Raw genomic sequence first — 16,213 nt, forward strand, 5'->3', positions numbered from 1 at the left:
CAGCGGTGTCAGCCCAGGCGGCAGGCCGACAGGATGATCTCCTGGCCGAGCAGCGTGCGGACGCGGACGGCGTTCTGGATCAGCTGGCCGTTCGGTCCGGTCGCGGTCTCGTTGAGGTGCACGGTCGCCACGCCGGGGATGCCGACGGTGGCGGGTCCGGTGCCGATCGGCTGGCCGTTGAGCGTGCCGACCTTCGACGAGCCGGTGATGCCGTTGGCGTCACTGACGCACGTGGCCTCGATGGCGTTGAGCTTGATCGCCCCGCCGAGCAGGGTGGCTCCCTCCACCCGTGCGCTGGCCACGGTCGCTCCGGTGTCGGCGTTGAGCGTGCAGTCGGCGTGCAGGGCGTTCACCGAGGCGAGACCGAGCACGGTGACGGTGGCGACGGTCTTGTCCTCGTTGGGCGGGCATTGGGCGTGCGGGGTCTTCGCGACCGTGACCAGACCGGTGGCGTTGAGCGCCCACGCCTCACCGCGCAGGTAGACGACGACCTTGACGACCGCGGTGGCGGAGGCGCCGTCGTCGTCGGTCACGCGCACCAGGACGTTGTGCGGGCCCAGGGCGGTGAACGTGCGGGAGGCGGTGCAGGTGCCCGAGCCCGCGCCCTGGGCGACGGTGCCGTTCACGACCGGGCTGCCGTCGTCGAAGTTGAGGGTGCAGGTGTGCTTGTCGTTGGTGGCGATGTCGGTGAACGGGGCGGTGAAGTTCACCGTCGTGCCGCGGGTGACGAGCGTCTTGTCGGCGGTGATGGTGACGGCCGGGGCGACGTTGGTCAGCGTCAGCGTGGTGGCCTGGGTGACGGGCGGGTTGAGGCCGTCGTTGGCGGTGAGCTTGAGGTCCCACACTCCGTCGTCGGTGCACCGCACTGTGGTGGTCTGGGCGGCGGCGTCACCGAACGCACAGGTCGCGCCCGCGTCGACGCCGGACTGCGGGGTGGCGGTCCACGTGGTGGTCAGCGCGGGGCCGTCGGGGTCGGTGACGGTGCCGGCCAGGCCGACGTCGGTGCCTTCCTGGCCCGCGTACGGGCCGCCGGGGGCGACCACGGGCGGGGCGTTGACCTTGACGGTGACGCACTCGGTCACGTCACCGGCTCCGCCGCCGTCGGTGCCGCGCGCGGTGACGCAGAGCTGGTGGCTGCCGGGCGTGAGCGCCGGGGTGCCGACGGTGTAGTCGACGGTCGCGGGCCCGTCCTGCGGCAGGCCGGGCGTGATGGAGGTGATCGGGATGTCGGCGCCGCCGTCGACCTTCAGCGTGAGCTGGGTGAGCTTGGAGGCGATGACGCCGGGGACGACGTCGGGCAGCTGGGAGACGTCCGGGACCTCGGTGCAGGTGCCGCCGGTGGTCTGGGCGATCTTGCGCAGCGAGTCCGGGCCGATGTCGCAGCCGGAGCCGCTGGACACGGCGAAGGTGAAGATCTTGATGCCCGCGTTGACGGCCTGCTGCAGGGCGGCGTCGACGTTGCCGCTGCCGGCGCCGTCGGACAGGAACACCATCAGCTTGCGCTGCTGCGGCGCAGTGACCGCGGTGGCGAGGCCCGCGTCCAGGCCCGCGGCGAAGTTCGTGCCGGTGGGGACGCTGTAGTCGGTGAACAGGCCGACACCGCCGACGCGGGCGCTGACCATCGCCTCGATGACGTCGTTGGTGCCGTTGGCGTTGGCGTCCGATCCGGGGGCGACGGTCTTCTGCTCCCCCGCCGCCGGGCTGATGTCGACGGTCGCGCCGGACGAGCCGAACACGGCACCGCCGACGCTGCCGACGACGGTGTTGGGCACGGCGGCCTTCGCGTGCAGCGCCTTGACCGCGGCGACCTCGCAGTCGAGGACCCTGTCTGCCTGGCCGTCGCCGTTGACGTCACCGCCGCAGCCCGCGGTCACACCGGCCGCGGTGGAGCCGGACACGTCCACGACGTAGGTGAGGGCGGTGTCGACGACCGCGGCACCGGTGCCGATGGAGGCCTTGCCGGTGACCGTGACCGGGCCCGGCAGGACGACGGCGTTGTCCGCCGGGCTGGTGATGGTCACCTCGATGCTGGTGCCGCCGGGCAGGGCACCGGTGGCGGCGTGTGCAGGGATGGCGAGTGCCACGGTGGCCGCGAGCGCGGCGCCGACCGTGATGCTGGGTCTCATGGTTCTCCGCTCGAATTGCGTTTCGTCCCCGACCGAACGGAAGGAGACCGCACGTGGCCGGGCAGATACGGCGGGTCACCGGATTGCATCGATAGTCGACCTATTCGGCGCAGTCGCGATTGCGGCCTCGTGGGTGTGCGGACTCGGGGAGAATCAGGCCCTGTGAGGTTCGGGGTGCTCGGTCCGGTGCTGGTCGACGGCGTGGAGGTCGCGGCGCCGCGGCAACGGGCGTTGCTGGCGATGCTCGTGCTCGACGCTGGTCGGATCGTGGGGCACGACCAGCTGATCGGCGGCTTGTACCCGCGGCCGCCGGCGGGGGCGGCGAATGCCCTGCAGTCGCAGGTCTCGCGGCTGCGGCGCACGGTCCCGGGCGTGGTGATCGAGCACCACCCGGCCGGCTACCGGCTCGTCGCCGAGCCCGCGGACGTCGATCACCTGTGGTGCGCGGAGCTGCTGGGCGCCGGACGGGCCTCCGAGGCGCTGGCGTTGTGGCGCGGGCCCGCGCTGGCCGATGTCGACGCGCCGTTCGTGCAGGTGGCGCGGCACACGCTGACAGAAGTGCTCATCAACTGCGCACTTTCCGGCGGGACCACGAAAGACCTCCGCGACCTTCTTTCCGAGCATCCGCTGCGCGAGGACCTGCGGGCCGCGCTGGTGCGGTCGCTGCACCGCGACGGCCGGCAGGGCGAGGCGCTGGAGGTGTTCGCGCGCGGCCGGGAACTGCTGGCCGAGGAGCTCGGCGTCGACCCCTCCCCCGTGCTGGCGGCGGCGCACCTGGAGGTGCTGCGCGCACAGGCGCCCCACCGGGGTGTGCCCGCACAGCTGACCAGCTTCGTCGGCCGCGACGAGGACCTGCGGCGCGTGGCGGGGTGGCTGCGCGAGAGCCGCCTGGTCACGCTCGTCGGCCCCGGTGGCACGGGCAAGACCCGGCTCGCCGTCGAGGTCGCGCACCGCGAACCGGGCGAGGTCGCGTTCGTCGACCTCAGCGCCACCGCCGACGTCGTGCGGGCGTTGCTCGACGGGATCGGGGTGCGGGAGTCGGGGATGCTGGCGTCCGGTCCGGTCGGTGCCGGGCAACGGCTGCGGGCAGCACTCGCGTCCCGGCACGTGCTGCTGGTCGTGGACAACTGCGAGCACGTCATCGACGACGCCGCCCGCGTGCTCGGCGGCGTCCTCGCCGCCTGCCCGGACGTGCGGGTGCTCGCGACCAGCCGGGAGCCGCTCGGCATCACCGGCGAGACGCTGAGCCCCGTCACCGCCCTGGACGACGAGGCCGCCACCCGGCTGTTCCTGGACCGGGCGCAGGCCGTGAAGCCCGGATTCCACGCCGACCACGAGGTGGTGGCCGAGGTGTGCCGGCGGCTGGACGGGATCGCGCTCGCCATCGAGCTCGCCGCCGCCCGTGTCCGCACCCTGCCCCTGGCGGAGATCACCGCGCGCCTGGACGACCGGTTCCGGTTGCTGTCGAAGGGAAGCCGCACCGCCGCGCCCCGTCACCGCACGCTGCACGCCGTCGTGGAGTGGAGCTGGGAGCTGCTCACCGACGCCGAACGCGACCTCGCCGCGCGCTTCACCGTGTTCTCCGGCGGCGCCCGCCTCGACGCCGTCACCGCCGTGTGCGGGTCCGATGTGGACACACTGACGTCGTTGGTGGACAAGTCACTCGTCGAGGTCGTCGACGACCGCTACCGGATGCTCGACACCATCCGCGCGTTCTGCGCCACCCACGCGCCCGACCTGCGGCACGAGCACGCGCGCTGGTTCCTCGCACGGGCGCAGGAGGCCGAACCGCACCTGCGCGCGGCCGAGCAGATCGCCTGGCTCGACCGGCTCGCCGCCGACCACGACGACCTCGTCGCCGCCGTCACCTGGGCCACGACCCACGACCTCGGCCTCGCCCTGGAACTCGTCGCCGCCCTGGCCACCTACTACTGGTGCCGCGGCCTGCGCACCGAAGCCGCCCGGCTCGCCGACGCCGTCCTGCACGCGTGCGGCGAGACCCCGCCCGGAGGCCGTGAGCAGGAGTACGCGCTGTGCCTGCTGATCGCCTGGCCCGTCGCGACCGGCGACCAGAGCGCCCGCATCCACCAGGCCGACGCGCTGCTCGCCACGTTCGAGACCCCGCCGCGCTACCCGATCATGACCATGATGTGGGGCATGGCGCTCGGCGCCCCGGAGAACGACTCGCCGGTGTGGCACCACCGCACCCGGCTGCTGGGCGACGACCCGTGGAGCGCCGCGCTCGCCCTCGTCGGCGACGGACTGCTCGCGCGCATGGGCGGTGATCCGGTGACCGGCAAGACGATGCTGCGTGACGCCGCGGCCGCGTTCACGCGCATCGGCGACCGGTGGGGCGCCGCGCTCGCGTTCACCCAGCTCGGCGAGGTCCTGCTGACCGAAGGCGACGCCACCGCCGCCCTGGCGCACGTCGAGCGGGGCCGCGGCCTGCTCGCCGAGCTCGGCGCCACCGAGGACACCGCCGAGGCCGTCACCGCACGGGCCCAGGCGAAGGTCGCGGGAGGCGACCTGGACGGCGCGCGGGAGGACTTCGAGCTCGCGCTCACCCTGGCCCGGCGGTCCGGGGCGCTGGTCGTGCAGGCGGGCGCGCACCTCGGCCTCGCCGCGCTCGCCCGCGTCACCGGCGACCACCCCGCCGCCCGCGCCGAGTGCGACCGGGCCTGGGACCTCACCCCCGGCGGCTGGTACGGGCCCGACGAGATGCGCTGCCACATCGCCCGCGAACGCGGCCGGATCGCGCAGGCCGAAGGAGACCTCGAGCAGGCCCGGCGGCACTTCGGCGAGGCGCTGCGCCGCGCCCGCGGGCAGCGCAACCGCGTAACCGAGACCGCCGTGCGCGCGGAACTCGCCGCCCTGCCCGTGACCTGACCCGCCGCCACCACAGCCACACCGGCAGCCGGTGGTGCGCGATGAACGTCCACAGGTCGTCCTCGGCCACCCCGTCCGGATGGCGGCGCAGCACGTCCAGGCACTCCCGCGACACCACACCGTGGATGCGGGCCACGTGCGCGAGCGCCGTCGCGCCCTGACGGCGAACTTCGAGGCGGTTGTGGTCCAGCGCCCGCGCCACCCGTCGTAACACGGGCACCGGGTCCGGGTGCGACAGCGCGAGGCCGATGACCGCCACCCCGACCATGTCCTCGCCGCGGTCGAACGCCGCGTCGAGGTCCTCGGGGCGGGCGATGCCCATCAGCGCGGCGTAGTCGTGCCAGTCCACGCCGAGGCCGCGTTCGGCCCGGTCGAGCAGGAACCGCTGCCGCCCGTCGGAGCGTTCACCGGTGCGGTCCAGGTCCGCGGCCAGGTAGCGCCACACCGTCGCGGTGTCGGCGCGCGAGGTCGAGGCCAGGATCCGGCACAGCTCCAGTACGTGCTCCGGGTCGTCCGCCTGGGCCAGTTCGGCCAGCACCCCGGGCGGGCGGCCCAGGTCGTGCCACGCCAGCCGGGCCAGCTCCGGCACGTCGCCGAGCGCGACCCAGCCGTCGGCTCCGCCCCGCCCTATCTCGGCAGGCGTCAGCGACGCCCGATAGCGGGCGTGTTCGATCGGGATCACGCTCTAGACCTGAGGCACCGCGCGCAGCAGGGCGCGCGTGTAGTCGTGAGACGGGGTGAGGAGGACTTGTTCGACTGGGCCTTGTTCCACGATTTTCCCCTGGTGCATCACCGCGACCCGGTCGGCGATCTGCCACGCCAGCCCTAGGTCGTGCGTGATGAGCAATGAAGCAAGGCCCAGTTCGGCGCGCAACCGGAGCAGCAGCGCCACGACCTCCCCGCGCACCGACGCGTCCAGGGAGGCGACGGGCTCGTCGGCCACCAGCAGACGGGGCTGCAGCACCAGCGCGCCGGCGATCACCACGCGCTGCTGCTGACCCCCGGACAGCTCGTGCGGCAGGGCGTCGAGGTACAGGCTCGCCGGGCGCAGCTCCGCCCGTTCCACAGCGGCCGTGACCAGGGCTTCGTGGTCACCGTCGACGCCGTGCACCCGCAGTCCCTCGGCGACCGCGTCGAACACCCGGTGGCGTGGGTTGAGCGCGCTGGAAGGATCTTGGAGCACGAGCTGCACCTGGCGGCGGAACGCCTTGAGCGCCCTGCCCTTCGCGGCCACCTCGGCCCCGTCGAAGATCACCCGACCGGAGGACGGCTTCCGCAGCCCCATTATGGTACGGGCCAGTGTCGTTTTGCCGGAGCCGGACTGCCCGACGAGCGCCACGATCTCGCCCCGCCCGATCGTCAGGTCCACCCCGTCCACGGCGCGGGTCCGGCCGTAGTCCACCACCAGGTCCCGGACCCGCAGCAGCGGCTGCGGTGCCGGCGCGGGCTCGGTCCAGCGGTGCTGCGGGGCGCCGATCACCGGGAACGCCGCCGTCAGCGCCGCGGTGTGCGGGTGCCGCGGGTTCGCGATCACCTCGTGGGTGCGGCCGCGTTCGACCAGCTCACCGCCCTGCATCACCGCCAGGTCCTCACAGGTCTGCGCGAGCACCGACAGGTCGTGGCTGATCATCAGCAGCCCCAGGTCCTGCTCGGCGACCAGGCGCGTCAGCACCGCCAGCACCTGCGCCTGCACCACCACGTCCAGCGCCGTCGTCGGCTCGTCCGCGATCACCAGCCGCGGCCCGCACGCCAGCGCCATCGCGATCATCACCCGCTGCTTCTGCCCGCCGGACAGCTCGTGCGGGTAGGCGCGGGCCTTCTCCCGCGGCAGCTCCACCTGCTCCAGCAGCTCGGCGACGCTGCCCGGGGTGCTGTGCAGCCGCATCGGCTCCGCGATCTGCTCACCGACGCGCCGCACCGGGTTGAGCGAGTGCATCGCGCCCTGGAACACGATCGACGCCGACGCCCACCGCACCGCCCGCAGCCGGCCCCACGACATCGTCCGCACGTCCTCGCCGTCGAGCAGGACCTCGCCCTCGACGCGCGCGGTCTTGGGCAGCAGCCGCAGCACCGACATCGCCACCGTCGACTTGCCCGACCCGGACTCACCCGCGAGCCCCAGCATCTGACCGGGGGCGAGGGTGAGGCTCACGTCGTGGACGACGCGCTTGTGCCCGTAGTGGACGGTGAGGTTCTTCAACTCCAGCATGCGGCTACCTCTTCGGCGTCACAACGGCTTCGAGCGCCCGCCCGACGAGCGTGAACGCCAGCACCACGACCACGATCGCCAGCCCCGGCGGCAGCAGGAACCACCACGCCCGCTGCGGCACCGCCCCGTGCAGCTGCGCCTGGTGCAGCATCGCGCCCCACGAGATCCGCGTCGGATCGCCCAGCCCGAGGAACGCGAGCGTCGACTCCGCCACGATCGCCGACGCCACCGCCAGGGTCGCGTTCACCAGCACCAGCGGCACCACCGACGGCAGCACGTGCCGGCCGATCACATGCGCGTGACCACCACCCAGCGCCCGCGCGCGTTCCACGAACGGCCTCGCCTCGATCGTCAGCGTCTGCGCCCGCACCATCCGCGCCGTCGACGGCCAGCTCGTCAGCCCGATCGCGAGGATGATCGTGCCCAGGCCGCGCGGCAGCACCGTCGACAACGCGATCGCCAGCACCAGCGCGGGCAGCACCAGGAAGAAGTCCGTCACCCGCAGCAAGGCCCCCGCGAGCAGGCCGCCGAAATGACCGCTGACGACACCGACGAGCGTGCCGATGCCCACCGACAGCACCGCCGCCGTCAGCCCCACGAACAACGACGTGCCCGTGCCCTGCACCATCAGCAACGCCACCGAACGCCCGGTGTGGTCGGTACCCAGCCAGTGCCCCGCGCCCGGCGGCTGCCACGCATCGGCCGTCACGCGGGTGACGTCCAGCGCGTCCGCGGGAACGAACAGCGGCGCGAGCAGTGACACGAGCGCGGCCACGGCCAGCACCACCGCACCCGCCACACCGGCCCGGTGCGCCAGGAACCCCGCCCGGCGTTCGCCGAGCCTCGAGAACACGCTCATACGACCTTCACCCGTGGATCCAGCACCCCGTGCAGCACGTCGGCCAGCAGGTTCATCACCACGACCGCGCCCGCCGTCACGACCAGCAACCCCTGCAGCAGGAAGTAGTCCGGCCCGGTCAGCGCGTCGTAGAACAACAACCCCAGACCCGGCCAGGAGAACACCGTCTCCGTCGTGATCGCCCCCGCCACCACCAGCCCGAACCGCAGGAACACCAGCGTGATCGCCGGCAGCACCGCGTTCGGCACGGCGTGGCGGCGGCGCACCAGGTCGTCGCGCAGACCCTTCGCCCTCGCCGTCGTCAGGTACGGGGCGTGCATCTCCTCCAGCAACGACGACCGCATCACCAGCGCGTACTCCGCGCACACCACCGCCACGAGCGTGACCGACGGCAGCACCAGGTGGTGACCGACGTCGAGGGCCTGCGACAGGAAGTCCGGTGGCGTGTCGGTGTCGCGCATGCCCCGCGACGGGAACAGGTCGCCGGTCACCATCATCAGCAGCATGCCGAGCCAGAACGTCGGCACCGCCCACAACGTCAGCGACACCCCCGTCGTGACCCGGTCGAACGCCGAGTCACGACGCCACGCCGCCCGCACCCCGAGCCACAGCCCCAGCAGCACCGCGATCAGCGTCGCCGTGCCGACCAGCAGCACCGTCGGCCCCAGCCGTTCCAGGATGACCTCGGAGACCGGACGCCGGAACGTGAACGACGTCCCCAGATCGCCCTGCAGCAACGAGGTGAAGTAGCTCCAGAACTGCTCGTGCAGCGGACGGTCCAGGCCGAACTGCGCGCGCAGCTCGGCCTGCAACGCCTCGGTGGTCGGGCGGCCCCGCGTCATCGACACCACGGGATCGCCCGGCACCACCCGGAACAGGAAGAAGCCCAGCACCGCGACCATCAGCAGGCTGAGCGCGGCACCGCCGATCCGACCGGCCAGGCGCACCTACTCGCGCTCCCCGGCCGTGGCGCCGCGCCGCCGCGCCATCCACACCACCACCAGCACCAGGCCGCCGATCAGCACACCGCCGATCGCGAGCCCGGTCCACCGGCTGCCCTGCGCCTGCGCGGTGCGCTCGGCCGGCTCGGCGCCGTAGTAGCCCCACATGCCGTTCTGGGCCATGATCACGCCGCCCTGCGCGGGCTGGGTGGTGAAGCGGGCGAAGTGGTCGGACCGGTAGCCCTCCAGCGCGTTCTCGTACGCCAGCACCACCGCGGGCACCTGGTCGTAGAAGCGGGCCTGCATCTGCTTGACGATCTCGACGCGCTTGGCCTCGTCGAACTCCGAGAGCTGCTGGGCGTAGAGCCTGTCGTAGATCTCGTCGCAGAAGTACGTGTCGGTCGTACCGCCCTTGCCGTCCGCGCCCGGCCGCTGCGCGCAGGTGTGCAGGCCCAGCACGAAGTCCGGGTCGATGTTGGTCGACCAGCCCGAGAACGCCAGGTCGTAGGTCGCGGCGGTGGTGGCCTCGTTGAGCTGGTTGTCCGACACCAGCCGCACGTCCAGGGCGATGCCGATGTCGCTCATCGACCGCTTCAGGTACTCGCTGGCCTGCTCGTCGTAGGCGCGTCCGGCGCGTCCGATCAGCCGCAGCCCGAACCGCGTGCCGTCGGCTCCGCGCGGGTGGCCGGCGGCGTCGAGTGCCGCGTTCGCCGCGGCCGGGTCGAACCTGCGCTCCGCCTCGCCCGGCTGCCAGTGCCACTTGCCGAACACCGGCGGCACCAGCCCGGCGCCCTTGACCGCGTAGCCGAGGTTGACCCGCTGGACCAGCGCGTCGAGGTCGATGGCCTGCGCGATCGCCCGGCGCACCGCGACGTCCTTGAGCTGCGGGGCGCCGTCACCGATCGGCACGCCGGTGCGGGTCTGCGCGCCGGGGTTGATCATCAGCTCGGTGAAGCGGCGGCCCTGGGCCTTGTTGCGGGTGACGCCGGCCTTGCCTTCGAGCGAGTCGAACTGGGCGGGCGCCATCCGGTTGACCAGGTCGACCTCGCCCTTGCCCAGTGCCTGCACGGCGGCGTCGGAGTTCTGGAAGTACACGAAGTGCAGCTCGTCGTACTTCGGCGCGCCCCGCCAGTAGTTCTTGTTGGCCTTGAGCTTGATGAACTGGCCCGGCACGTGCTCGGTGAGCACGAACGGCCCGGAACCCACGACGGGCATCCGGTCGTTGGCGTAGTCCTTGATGCTGCCGGCCTTCTCCCACACGTGCCGGGGCACGATCGGGACGTCCAGCGCCAGCATCGTCACCTGCGGCGTCTTCGTCCTGATCACCACGGTCCGGTCGTCCGGCGCGGTGACGGACTCGAAGTTGGTGACGAAGCTGCCGTTCGCCGTGCGCGCCACCTCGTCGGTGAGCATCAGGTCGTAGGTGAACGCGACGTCGTGGGCGGTGATCGGCTGCCCGTCGGACCACTTCTTGCCGTCCGGGACGGTGAAGGTCCAGGTGAGCTTGTCGGGCGAGGGCTCCCACCTGTTCGCGATGCCCTCGGTCACCGACTGGTCCGCCGCGGTGTAGGCGGTCAGGTAGTCGTACATCAACCGGCCGATCTCGGTGCTCGACTGGAACACCGCGAGGAACGGGTTCAGCGAGTCGATCTGCTGCACGATCGCGACCTTCAGCACGACCGGCGCCTGTGCCGTTGCCGGAGGTGCCGCCAGCCCCAGTGTCGTTGCAATTGCAAGCAACGCGCACAACTTCACCCGCACGAAAACCCCTCTTCCCCAGCAGCCCGCCGCTAACTTACCGAGTGTGCGGATCATGATCTCGGCGGACATGGAAGGCGCCACCGGAGTCACCTGGACCGGGGACGTCGTCCCCGGCACCGAGCAGTGGCAGCGGTTCCGGCGCCTGTTCACGGCGGACGTCAACGCCTGCGTCACCGGCCTGCTCGCGGGCGGCGCCACGGAGGTGCTCGTCAACGAGGCCCACTCCTCGCAACGCAACCTCCTGCTCGAAGACCTCCACCACGGGGCGCGCCTGCTCACCGGCCGCCACAAACCGCTGTCGATGATGCAAGGTATCGATTCCGGAGTGGACGGTGTGGTCTTCCTCGGCTACCACACCGCCGCGGGCACCCGAGGCGTGCTCGCCCACACCTACATGGAGAACTCCATCACCGGCGTGTGGCTCGACGGCGTCCTCGCCTCCGAGGGACGGCTCAACGCCGCCCTGGCCGCCGAACACGGCGTCCCCGTGCTGCTCGTGACCGGTGACGACCTCACCTGCGCCGACGCCGCCTCCTACGCCACCACCGCGTGGACGGTGGCCGTCAAGGAGTGCGTCTCGCGCTACGCCGCCGTGTGCCTGCCACCCGCCGTGACTTCTTCACAGATCACAGAGGCCTCGACCGCCTCCATGGCCTCGGCCGGGCGCACCGAAGGTGTGGTGGCACATCACCGGATCGAGGTGGAGTTCGACGCCTCGCACCTCGCGGACGCGGCCGCCGTCGTGCCGACCGTGGAGTTGATCGGCGTGCGCCGGGTCGGGTTCGACGCCGTGTCCATGACCGAGGCCATGAAGGCGTTCAAGGTCGTCACCCACATCGCGGGTGCGGCGATGGAGGACGTGTACGGCTGACTACAGGCCCGCGAGCCGCAACAACCGTTCCCGCTGCTCCACCGGCAGCCGGGGTGAACGGGCCGCACGCTCGACGGTCTCGCGGTCGGAGTCGTCGAGCAACGCGACCAGCGCCTCCACGGGCAGACTGCGGTGGCCCGCGACCGCGCAGCGGACGGCGGCGTCGGGATCGGCGGCCAGGCGGGCGGCGACCTCCGCGGGCAGGTCCGGGTCGCGCGGCGCCAGGCACCGCATCCGCGGGTCCTCGTCGGTGGCGAAGCGGCGCAACACCTCTGCGGGGAACGCCAGCACGTCCGCCGGCCGCCACGGGGAGAACTTCGTGTCCGCGGGATCGAACTCGCGTTCCAGGCGCTCGGCGGTCGCCGCGTCCACCCGGTGCGGGGCGTGCTCGGCCATGATCCACCGGACGTCGCGCTCGTCGTCGGCGAGCAGCCGGGCCACCGCCTCCGCCGGTAACGCCTCGCCGCTGGAGGCCGCTGACGCGCGGAAACACGGGTACGGGGAGTCGACGTGCGGCACCGGGTCGGCCCGCACCCAGTCCAGGCGCAGCATCCGCAGTTCACCGGCCGCCACCACCCGCTCGACCTGCTCGGCGTCGCCCAGCGGGTCGAACCACAGGGGCGCGGCACCGACCTGTGCGTAGATGGCCGCCCGCAACGGCTCGGGGGTGTCCTGCCGCCCGAAGACCCCGACCCTGACCCGCGGGTTCGGATCCGCGCCGAGCACGTCGCGCAGCTCCGGTGGCAACCGCGGGTGCTGCGCGAGTTCGACCCGGACGTCGGGGTCGGGGTCCTGGGAGAGCCGGTGCGCGGTCGCGTCGTCGAGGGTGAGGTGGCGGATCGTCCCGGCCCTGGTGACCGGATCGGCGAGCAGGGCGGGGACCAGGTCGGGCGGTGGCGCCTGGTGCGCCGAGCACGCCGCCGCCTCGCGGACGGTGGCGTCCGGGTCGGTCAGCAAGGCACGCCGCACGTGCTCCGGCGCGGCCGGCCACCGGCCGGCCAGCTCCGCCCTGACCTGCGCGCTCGGGTCGGTGGCGAGCCGTGCCCGCAGGTCCTCGGGCACGGCGCCGTTGCGGGCGAGGAATCTGCGGGGCTCTGGTTCGGGATCGGCCAGCAGCAGCTCGACCACCTCACGCGAGGTGCCCTGGACACAGCCCGCGGCGACACCGGCCCGCACGGAGGTGTCGGGATGGCGTGCCAGCCGCAACCGGGACGAGCCGGGCAGGCCGTCGTTCATCGCCAGCTGCCGCAGCAGCCGGGGCCGGCCGGTGGCGATCATCTCGTCCACCAGCTCTGGTGTCAGGTCCGGTCGTGTCCCCACCGCGCCGTGACCGATCAGCCGCCGGACCATGGCCGCGGACAGCGCCGGGTTGAGCGCGAGCCCTTCCAGGGCGTTCTGCAGGTGCACCGGTGTCCCCCCAGTCGATCGGCACAGGCCCGTGACAATTCCACACGACGGCGGCGGATACGGTGGGATCCATGGCGCTCGACGTCGCGCAGGTGTGCGCGCAGCTGATCCGCTTCGACACCACCAACCGCGGCGGTGGCGACTCCGCGGGCGAACGGGAGGCCGCCGAGCACGTCGCGGCGCTGCTGCAGGACAGCGGGGTGCAGCCGACGCTGCTCGAACCGGCGCCGCGGCGCACCAACGTCCTGGCCCGCGTCCACGGCACCGATCCGTCGCTGCCCGCCGTGCTGGTCCAGTGCCACCTCGACGTCGTGCCCGCCGACCCGGCCGAGTGGAGCTTCGACCCGTTCGCAGGGGAGGTGCGCGACGGGTTCGTGCACGGCCGGGGCGCGGTGGACATGAAGGACATGGCCGCGATGACGCTCGCCGTGCTCGACCGCTGGCACACCGAGGGCCGCCGCCCGCGCCGGGACGTGGTGCTGGCGTTCGTCGCCGACGAGGAGGACCAGGGCGCTTACGGGGCGCATTGGCTCGTGGAGCACCACGCCGCGCACTTCGCCGGGGTGCAGGCGGCGATCAGCGAGTCCGGGGCGTTCTCCTACGACGTCGGCGGCGTGCGGCTCTACCCGGTCGGCACCGCCGAACGCGGCACCTCGCACATGAAGCTCACCGCCACCGGACGCGCCGGGCACGGGTCGCGGCGCAACGACGAGAACGCGGTCACCGCGCTGGTCACGTCCCTCGCGCGGATCGCGGCGTTCCGGCACCCGGTGCGGCTCACCCCGACCGTCGAGGCGTTCCTCGTGGGCGTCGGCAAGGCGCTCGGGGTGGAGGTCGACCTCGACGACGTCGACGGCACGCTCACCCGTCTCGGCCCGGCGGCGAAGCTGGTGGAGAACACCGTGCGCTGCTCGACCACCCCGACGATGCTGTCCGCCGGCTACAAGGTCAACGTCATCCCCGGCACCGCCACCGCGCAGCTCGACGTCCGCACCCTGCCCGGCACCGTCGACGAGCTCGTCGCCGACATCGACGCGCTGCTCTCACCCGGCGTGACCCGCGAGTTCCTCGAACACCAGCCGCCCGTCGAAGCCCCGGTCGACACGCCCTGGTTCACCGCCATGGCCGACGCCCTGCGCGACGAGGACCCGGCCGCGCACGTCGTGCCCTACTGCCTGGGCGGCGGCACCGACGCCAAGGCCTTCAGCCAGCTGGGCATCCACTGCTACGGCTTCTCACCGCTGCGGCTGCCCGCCGGGTTCGACTACCGCGCGATGGCCCACGGCGTCGACGAACGCGTCCCCGTCTCAGGCCTCGAGTTCGGCGTGCGCGTGCTGGACCGCTTCCTGTCGCGCTGACCGGCGCGCCACCAGCTCCTGCACGGCGCTGGGCAGCGTCGTCTCGAAGTCGATCAGCTTCGCCCACGTCGGCGTCACCACGATCCGCACCATGCCGTCGTAGAGCGAGCGGACCTCCCGCTCCCACCCCACCCGCTGCTCGGCGGTCATCTCGTAGCTGCCGTTCATCCGCAGGTACTCGTCCGGGATGCCGTCGACCACGTCCAGCTCGACCGTGCCGCGGATCAGCAGGATCTTCGGCGGGTGCACCTCGGTGTCGATCGTCAGCGCCACCGCCGGGTTCGCCCGCAGCGCGTGCAGCTTCGGCGCGTTCGTCGACGTGCACAGCACCAGCCGCTCACCGTTCCAGTCGAACGCGATCGGCACCGCCCGCGGCGTGCCGTCCTTCGCCACGTACGCCAGCCGGCACAGGTCGCGGTGCAGCAACTCCCTGCTGTACGGCCGGTTCAGCACCTCGGTGATCTCGCTCTTCGTCATGCCCCCGGGACGAAGCTACGACGACGTTCTCGACATCACCCGCGCATCAGCGCGGCGGCAACGGCAACGGCACCGCGGGCAGGCCGTCGATGCTCGCGATGTTGTACGGCTTCTTGTTCGTGTACTCGCGGAACTCGTCGTCGGTCTTGCGCCCGAAGTAGTCCGCGTGCAGCTCCCGTTCCGACCGGTAGTCCATGAACGGCACCGCGAACCCGCACGTGTCGCTGATCAGCTCCGCCGTCACCACGACCACCGCCCGCAACGCCGGCGCGTCCGCCTCCCCGAACCCCGCCACCAGCTCGGCGAACCGCGGGTCGTCGCGGAACACCGGCTCACCGCGCCCGTGCACGCGCACGATGTTCGGCGGACCCTCGAACGCACACCACATCAACGTGATCCGGCCGTTCTCCCGCAGGTGCGCGATCGTCTCCGCGTGGCTGCCGCCGAAGTCGAGGTAGGCCACCGTGCGGTCGTCGAGGATCCGCAGCGTGCCCTGACGGCCCTTGGGCGAGAGGTTGACGTGCCCGTCCCCGGCCAGCGGCGCGCTGGCCACGAAGAACACCTTCTGCTCCTCGATGAACTTCCACAGCCGCGGCTCGATGCGCTCGTATTCCTTACCCATGCCCCGCAGTATTGATCGCTCCCGCGGCCCTGTCAGCCGCGATTCCAGCACGTGAACGCCACCGGAGCGCTACGCCTGTCCCGACGCCTTGCGCGCTTCCGACTCCACCCGGTTCCAGTGTGCCTGCCAGTCCTGCTCCGGCAGGTTCGAGCCGCCCGCCCGCAGCCCGGCCACTCCGTCGAGCCCCTCCCGCAGGATGTCCGCGTGCCCGGCGTGCCGGTTGACCTCCGCGATCTCGTGCACCAGCAGCAGGTGCAACGTCACGTACTTGCGCTCCTCCGGCCACCACGGCACCACACCCGGCGCGTCCAGCGGCAGCTCCCCGATCGTGGTGTCCGCGAACGCCGTCGCCCGCGCGAACATGCCCAGCACGTCATCGCGGGACTCGTCCGCGGTGGCGAACATGTCCGAGTTCGGGTCGGCGTCGAGGTCGAACGGCGCCTTCTCCGGGAACGGGCGGCCCAGGCAGTCACCGAAGTAGCCCGCCTCGACCCACGCCAGGTGCTTGGCCAGGCCCAGCAGGTTCGTGCCCGTCGGGGTGAGCGGGCGGCGCACGTCGTACTCCGAGAGACCCTCGAGCTTCCACAGGAACGACTCGCGGGCGTTTCTGAGGTAGCGGTGCAGGTCGGCTTTGGGATCTGAGGCCATGCCCGTCACCCTGTCAGAGCGCGCCCGGCCGCGACGGCGATTTCCTCC

Annotated in this window: 12 protein-coding genes; 3 read left to right on the forward strand and 9 right to left on the reverse strand. The window is 72.4% G+C overall.

Annotated features, from left to right (window positions below; all coding sequences use genetic code 11):
* Positions 1–8 precede the first annotated feature (8 nt).
* Complete coding sequence (locus BMY74_RS26575) at positions 9–2,126, reverse strand: vWA domain-containing protein (protein WP_089920720.1); 2,118 nt, start codon at positions 2,124–2,126, stop codon at positions 9–11.
* Positions 2,127–2,288: 162 nt separating this feature from the next.
* On the opposite strand from BMY74_RS26575, the gene BMY74_RS26580 reads away from it, so the two are divergent.
* The gene (locus BMY74_RS26580) at positions 2,289–5,012 is read left to right on the forward strand and encodes an AfsR/SARP family transcriptional regulator (protein WP_089920722.1); all 2,724 of its coding nucleotides are present in this window, start codon (positions 2,289–2,291) and stop codon (positions 5,010–5,012) included.
* Positions 5,013–5,697: 685 nt separating this feature from the next.
* Here the strand turns inward: BMY74_RS26580 and BMY74_RS26585 are convergent.
* From BMY74_RS26585 to BMY74_RS26595, 4 genes are read right to left on the reverse strand one after another with little or no spacing between them, the layout of a single operon-like run.
* Positions 5,698–7,221, reverse strand: a complete 1,524-nt coding sequence (locus BMY74_RS26585; protein WP_089920724.1) for an ABC transporter ATP-binding protein — start codon at positions 7,219–7,221, stop codon at positions 5,698–5,700.
* Positions 7,222–7,225: 4 nt separating this feature from the next.
* Positions 7,226–8,080 (reverse strand): ABC transporter permease, encoded by an 855-nt coding sequence (locus tag BMY74_RS26590; protein WP_089920726.1) that lies wholly within the window; start codon positions 8,078–8,080, stop codon positions 7,226–7,228.
* On the reverse strand, positions 8,077–9,027 hold the full coding sequence (locus BMY74_RS45220; protein WP_281245002.1) for an ABC transporter permease: 951 nt from the start codon (positions 9,025–9,027) through the stop codon (positions 8,077–8,079). The genes BMY74_RS26590 and BMY74_RS45220 overlap by 4 nt, the downstream gene beginning before the upstream one ends.
* Positions 9,028–10,782 (reverse strand): ABC transporter substrate-binding protein, encoded by a 1,755-nt coding sequence (locus tag BMY74_RS26595; protein ID WP_245786376.1) that lies wholly within the window; start codon positions 10,780–10,782, stop codon positions 9,028–9,030.
* Positions 10,783–10,825: 43 nt separating this feature from the next.
* On the opposite strand from BMY74_RS26595, the gene BMY74_RS26600 reads away from it, so the two are divergent.
* Entirely contained in the window at positions 10,826–11,653 is an 828-nt protein-coding gene (locus BMY74_RS26600) for a M55 family metallopeptidase (protein WP_089920936.1), read from the forward strand.
* Here BMY74_RS26600 and BMY74_RS26605 read toward each other — a convergent pair whose 3' ends face one another.
* The gene (locus BMY74_RS26605) at positions 11,654–13,060 is read right to left on the reverse strand and encodes a hypothetical protein (protein ID WP_218159752.1); all 1,407 of its coding nucleotides are present in this window, start codon (positions 13,058–13,060) and stop codon (positions 11,654–11,656) included.
* Between the two features lie 71 nt (positions 13,061–13,131).
* Between BMY74_RS26605 and BMY74_RS26610 the strand changes: the two genes are divergently transcribed.
* The gene (locus BMY74_RS26610) at positions 13,132–14,418 is read left to right on the forward strand and encodes a M20/M25/M40 family metallo-hydrolase (RefSeq protein ID WP_089920734.1); all 1,287 of its coding nucleotides are present in this window, start codon (positions 13,132–13,134) and stop codon (positions 14,416–14,418) included.
* Here BMY74_RS26610 and BMY74_RS26615 read toward each other — a convergent pair.
* From BMY74_RS26615 to BMY74_RS26625, 3 genes are all read right to left on the reverse strand, one after another.
* The gene (locus BMY74_RS26615) at positions 14,368–14,895 is read right to left on the reverse strand and encodes a pyridoxamine 5'-phosphate oxidase family protein (RefSeq protein ID WP_089920736.1); all 528 of its coding nucleotides are present in this window, start codon (positions 14,893–14,895) and stop codon (positions 14,368–14,370) included. The two genes, BMY74_RS26610 and BMY74_RS26615, sit on opposite strands and share 51 nt — an antisense overlap.
* A 46-nt stretch (positions 14,896–14,941) precedes the next feature.
* The gene (locus BMY74_RS26620) at positions 14,942–15,517 is read right to left on the reverse strand and encodes a pyridoxamine 5'-phosphate oxidase family protein (protein WP_089920738.1); all 576 of its coding nucleotides are present in this window, start codon (positions 15,515–15,517) and stop codon (positions 14,942–14,944) included.
* A 69-nt stretch (positions 15,518–15,586) separates the two neighbouring features.
* Positions 15,587–16,165 carry a DinB family protein gene (locus tag BMY74_RS26625; protein WP_089920939.1) on the reverse strand — a complete coding sequence of 193 codons (579 nt, stop codon included), beginning with the start codon at positions 16,163–16,165 and terminating at the stop codon, positions 15,587–15,589.
* Between the last annotated feature and the right edge of the window lie 48 nt (positions 16,166–16,213).

Source organism: Lentzea albida (assembly GCF_900111005.1).
In the GTDB taxonomy this organism is placed as follows: domain Bacteria; phylum Actinomycetota; class Actinomycetes; order Mycobacteriales; family Pseudonocardiaceae; genus Lentzea; species Lentzea albida.

Bases quoted from the DNA above. Each gene is read 5' to 3' on its own strand.
- BMY74_RS26575 (WP_089920720.1), bottom strand. From the start codon at position 2,126: ATGAGACCCAGCATCACGGTCGGCGCCGCGCTCGCGGCCACCGTGGCA.
- BMY74_RS26585 (WP_089920724.1), bottom strand. From the start codon at position 7,221: ATGCTGGAGTTGAAGAACCTCACCGTCCACTACGGGCACAAGCGCGTC.
- BMY74_RS26590 (WP_089920726.1), bottom strand. From the start codon at position 8,080: ATGAGCGTGTTCTCGAGGCTCGGCGAACGCCGGGCGGGGTTCCTGGCG.
- BMY74_RS26610 (WP_089920734.1), top strand. From the start codon at position 13,132: ATGGCGCTCGACGTCGCGCAGGTGTGCGCGCAGCTGATCCGCTTCGAC.
- BMY74_RS26615 (WP_089920736.1), bottom strand. From the start codon at position 14,895: ATGACGAAGAGCGAGATCACCGAGGTGCTGAACCGGCCGTACAGCAGG.
- BMY74_RS26620 (WP_089920738.1), bottom strand. From the start codon at position 15,517: ATGGGTAAGGAATACGAGCGCATCGAGCCGCGGCTGTGGAAGTTCATC.
- BMY74_RS26625 (WP_089920939.1), bottom strand. From the start codon at position 16,165: ATGGCCTCAGATCCCAAAGCCGACCTGCACCGCTACCTCAGAAACGCC.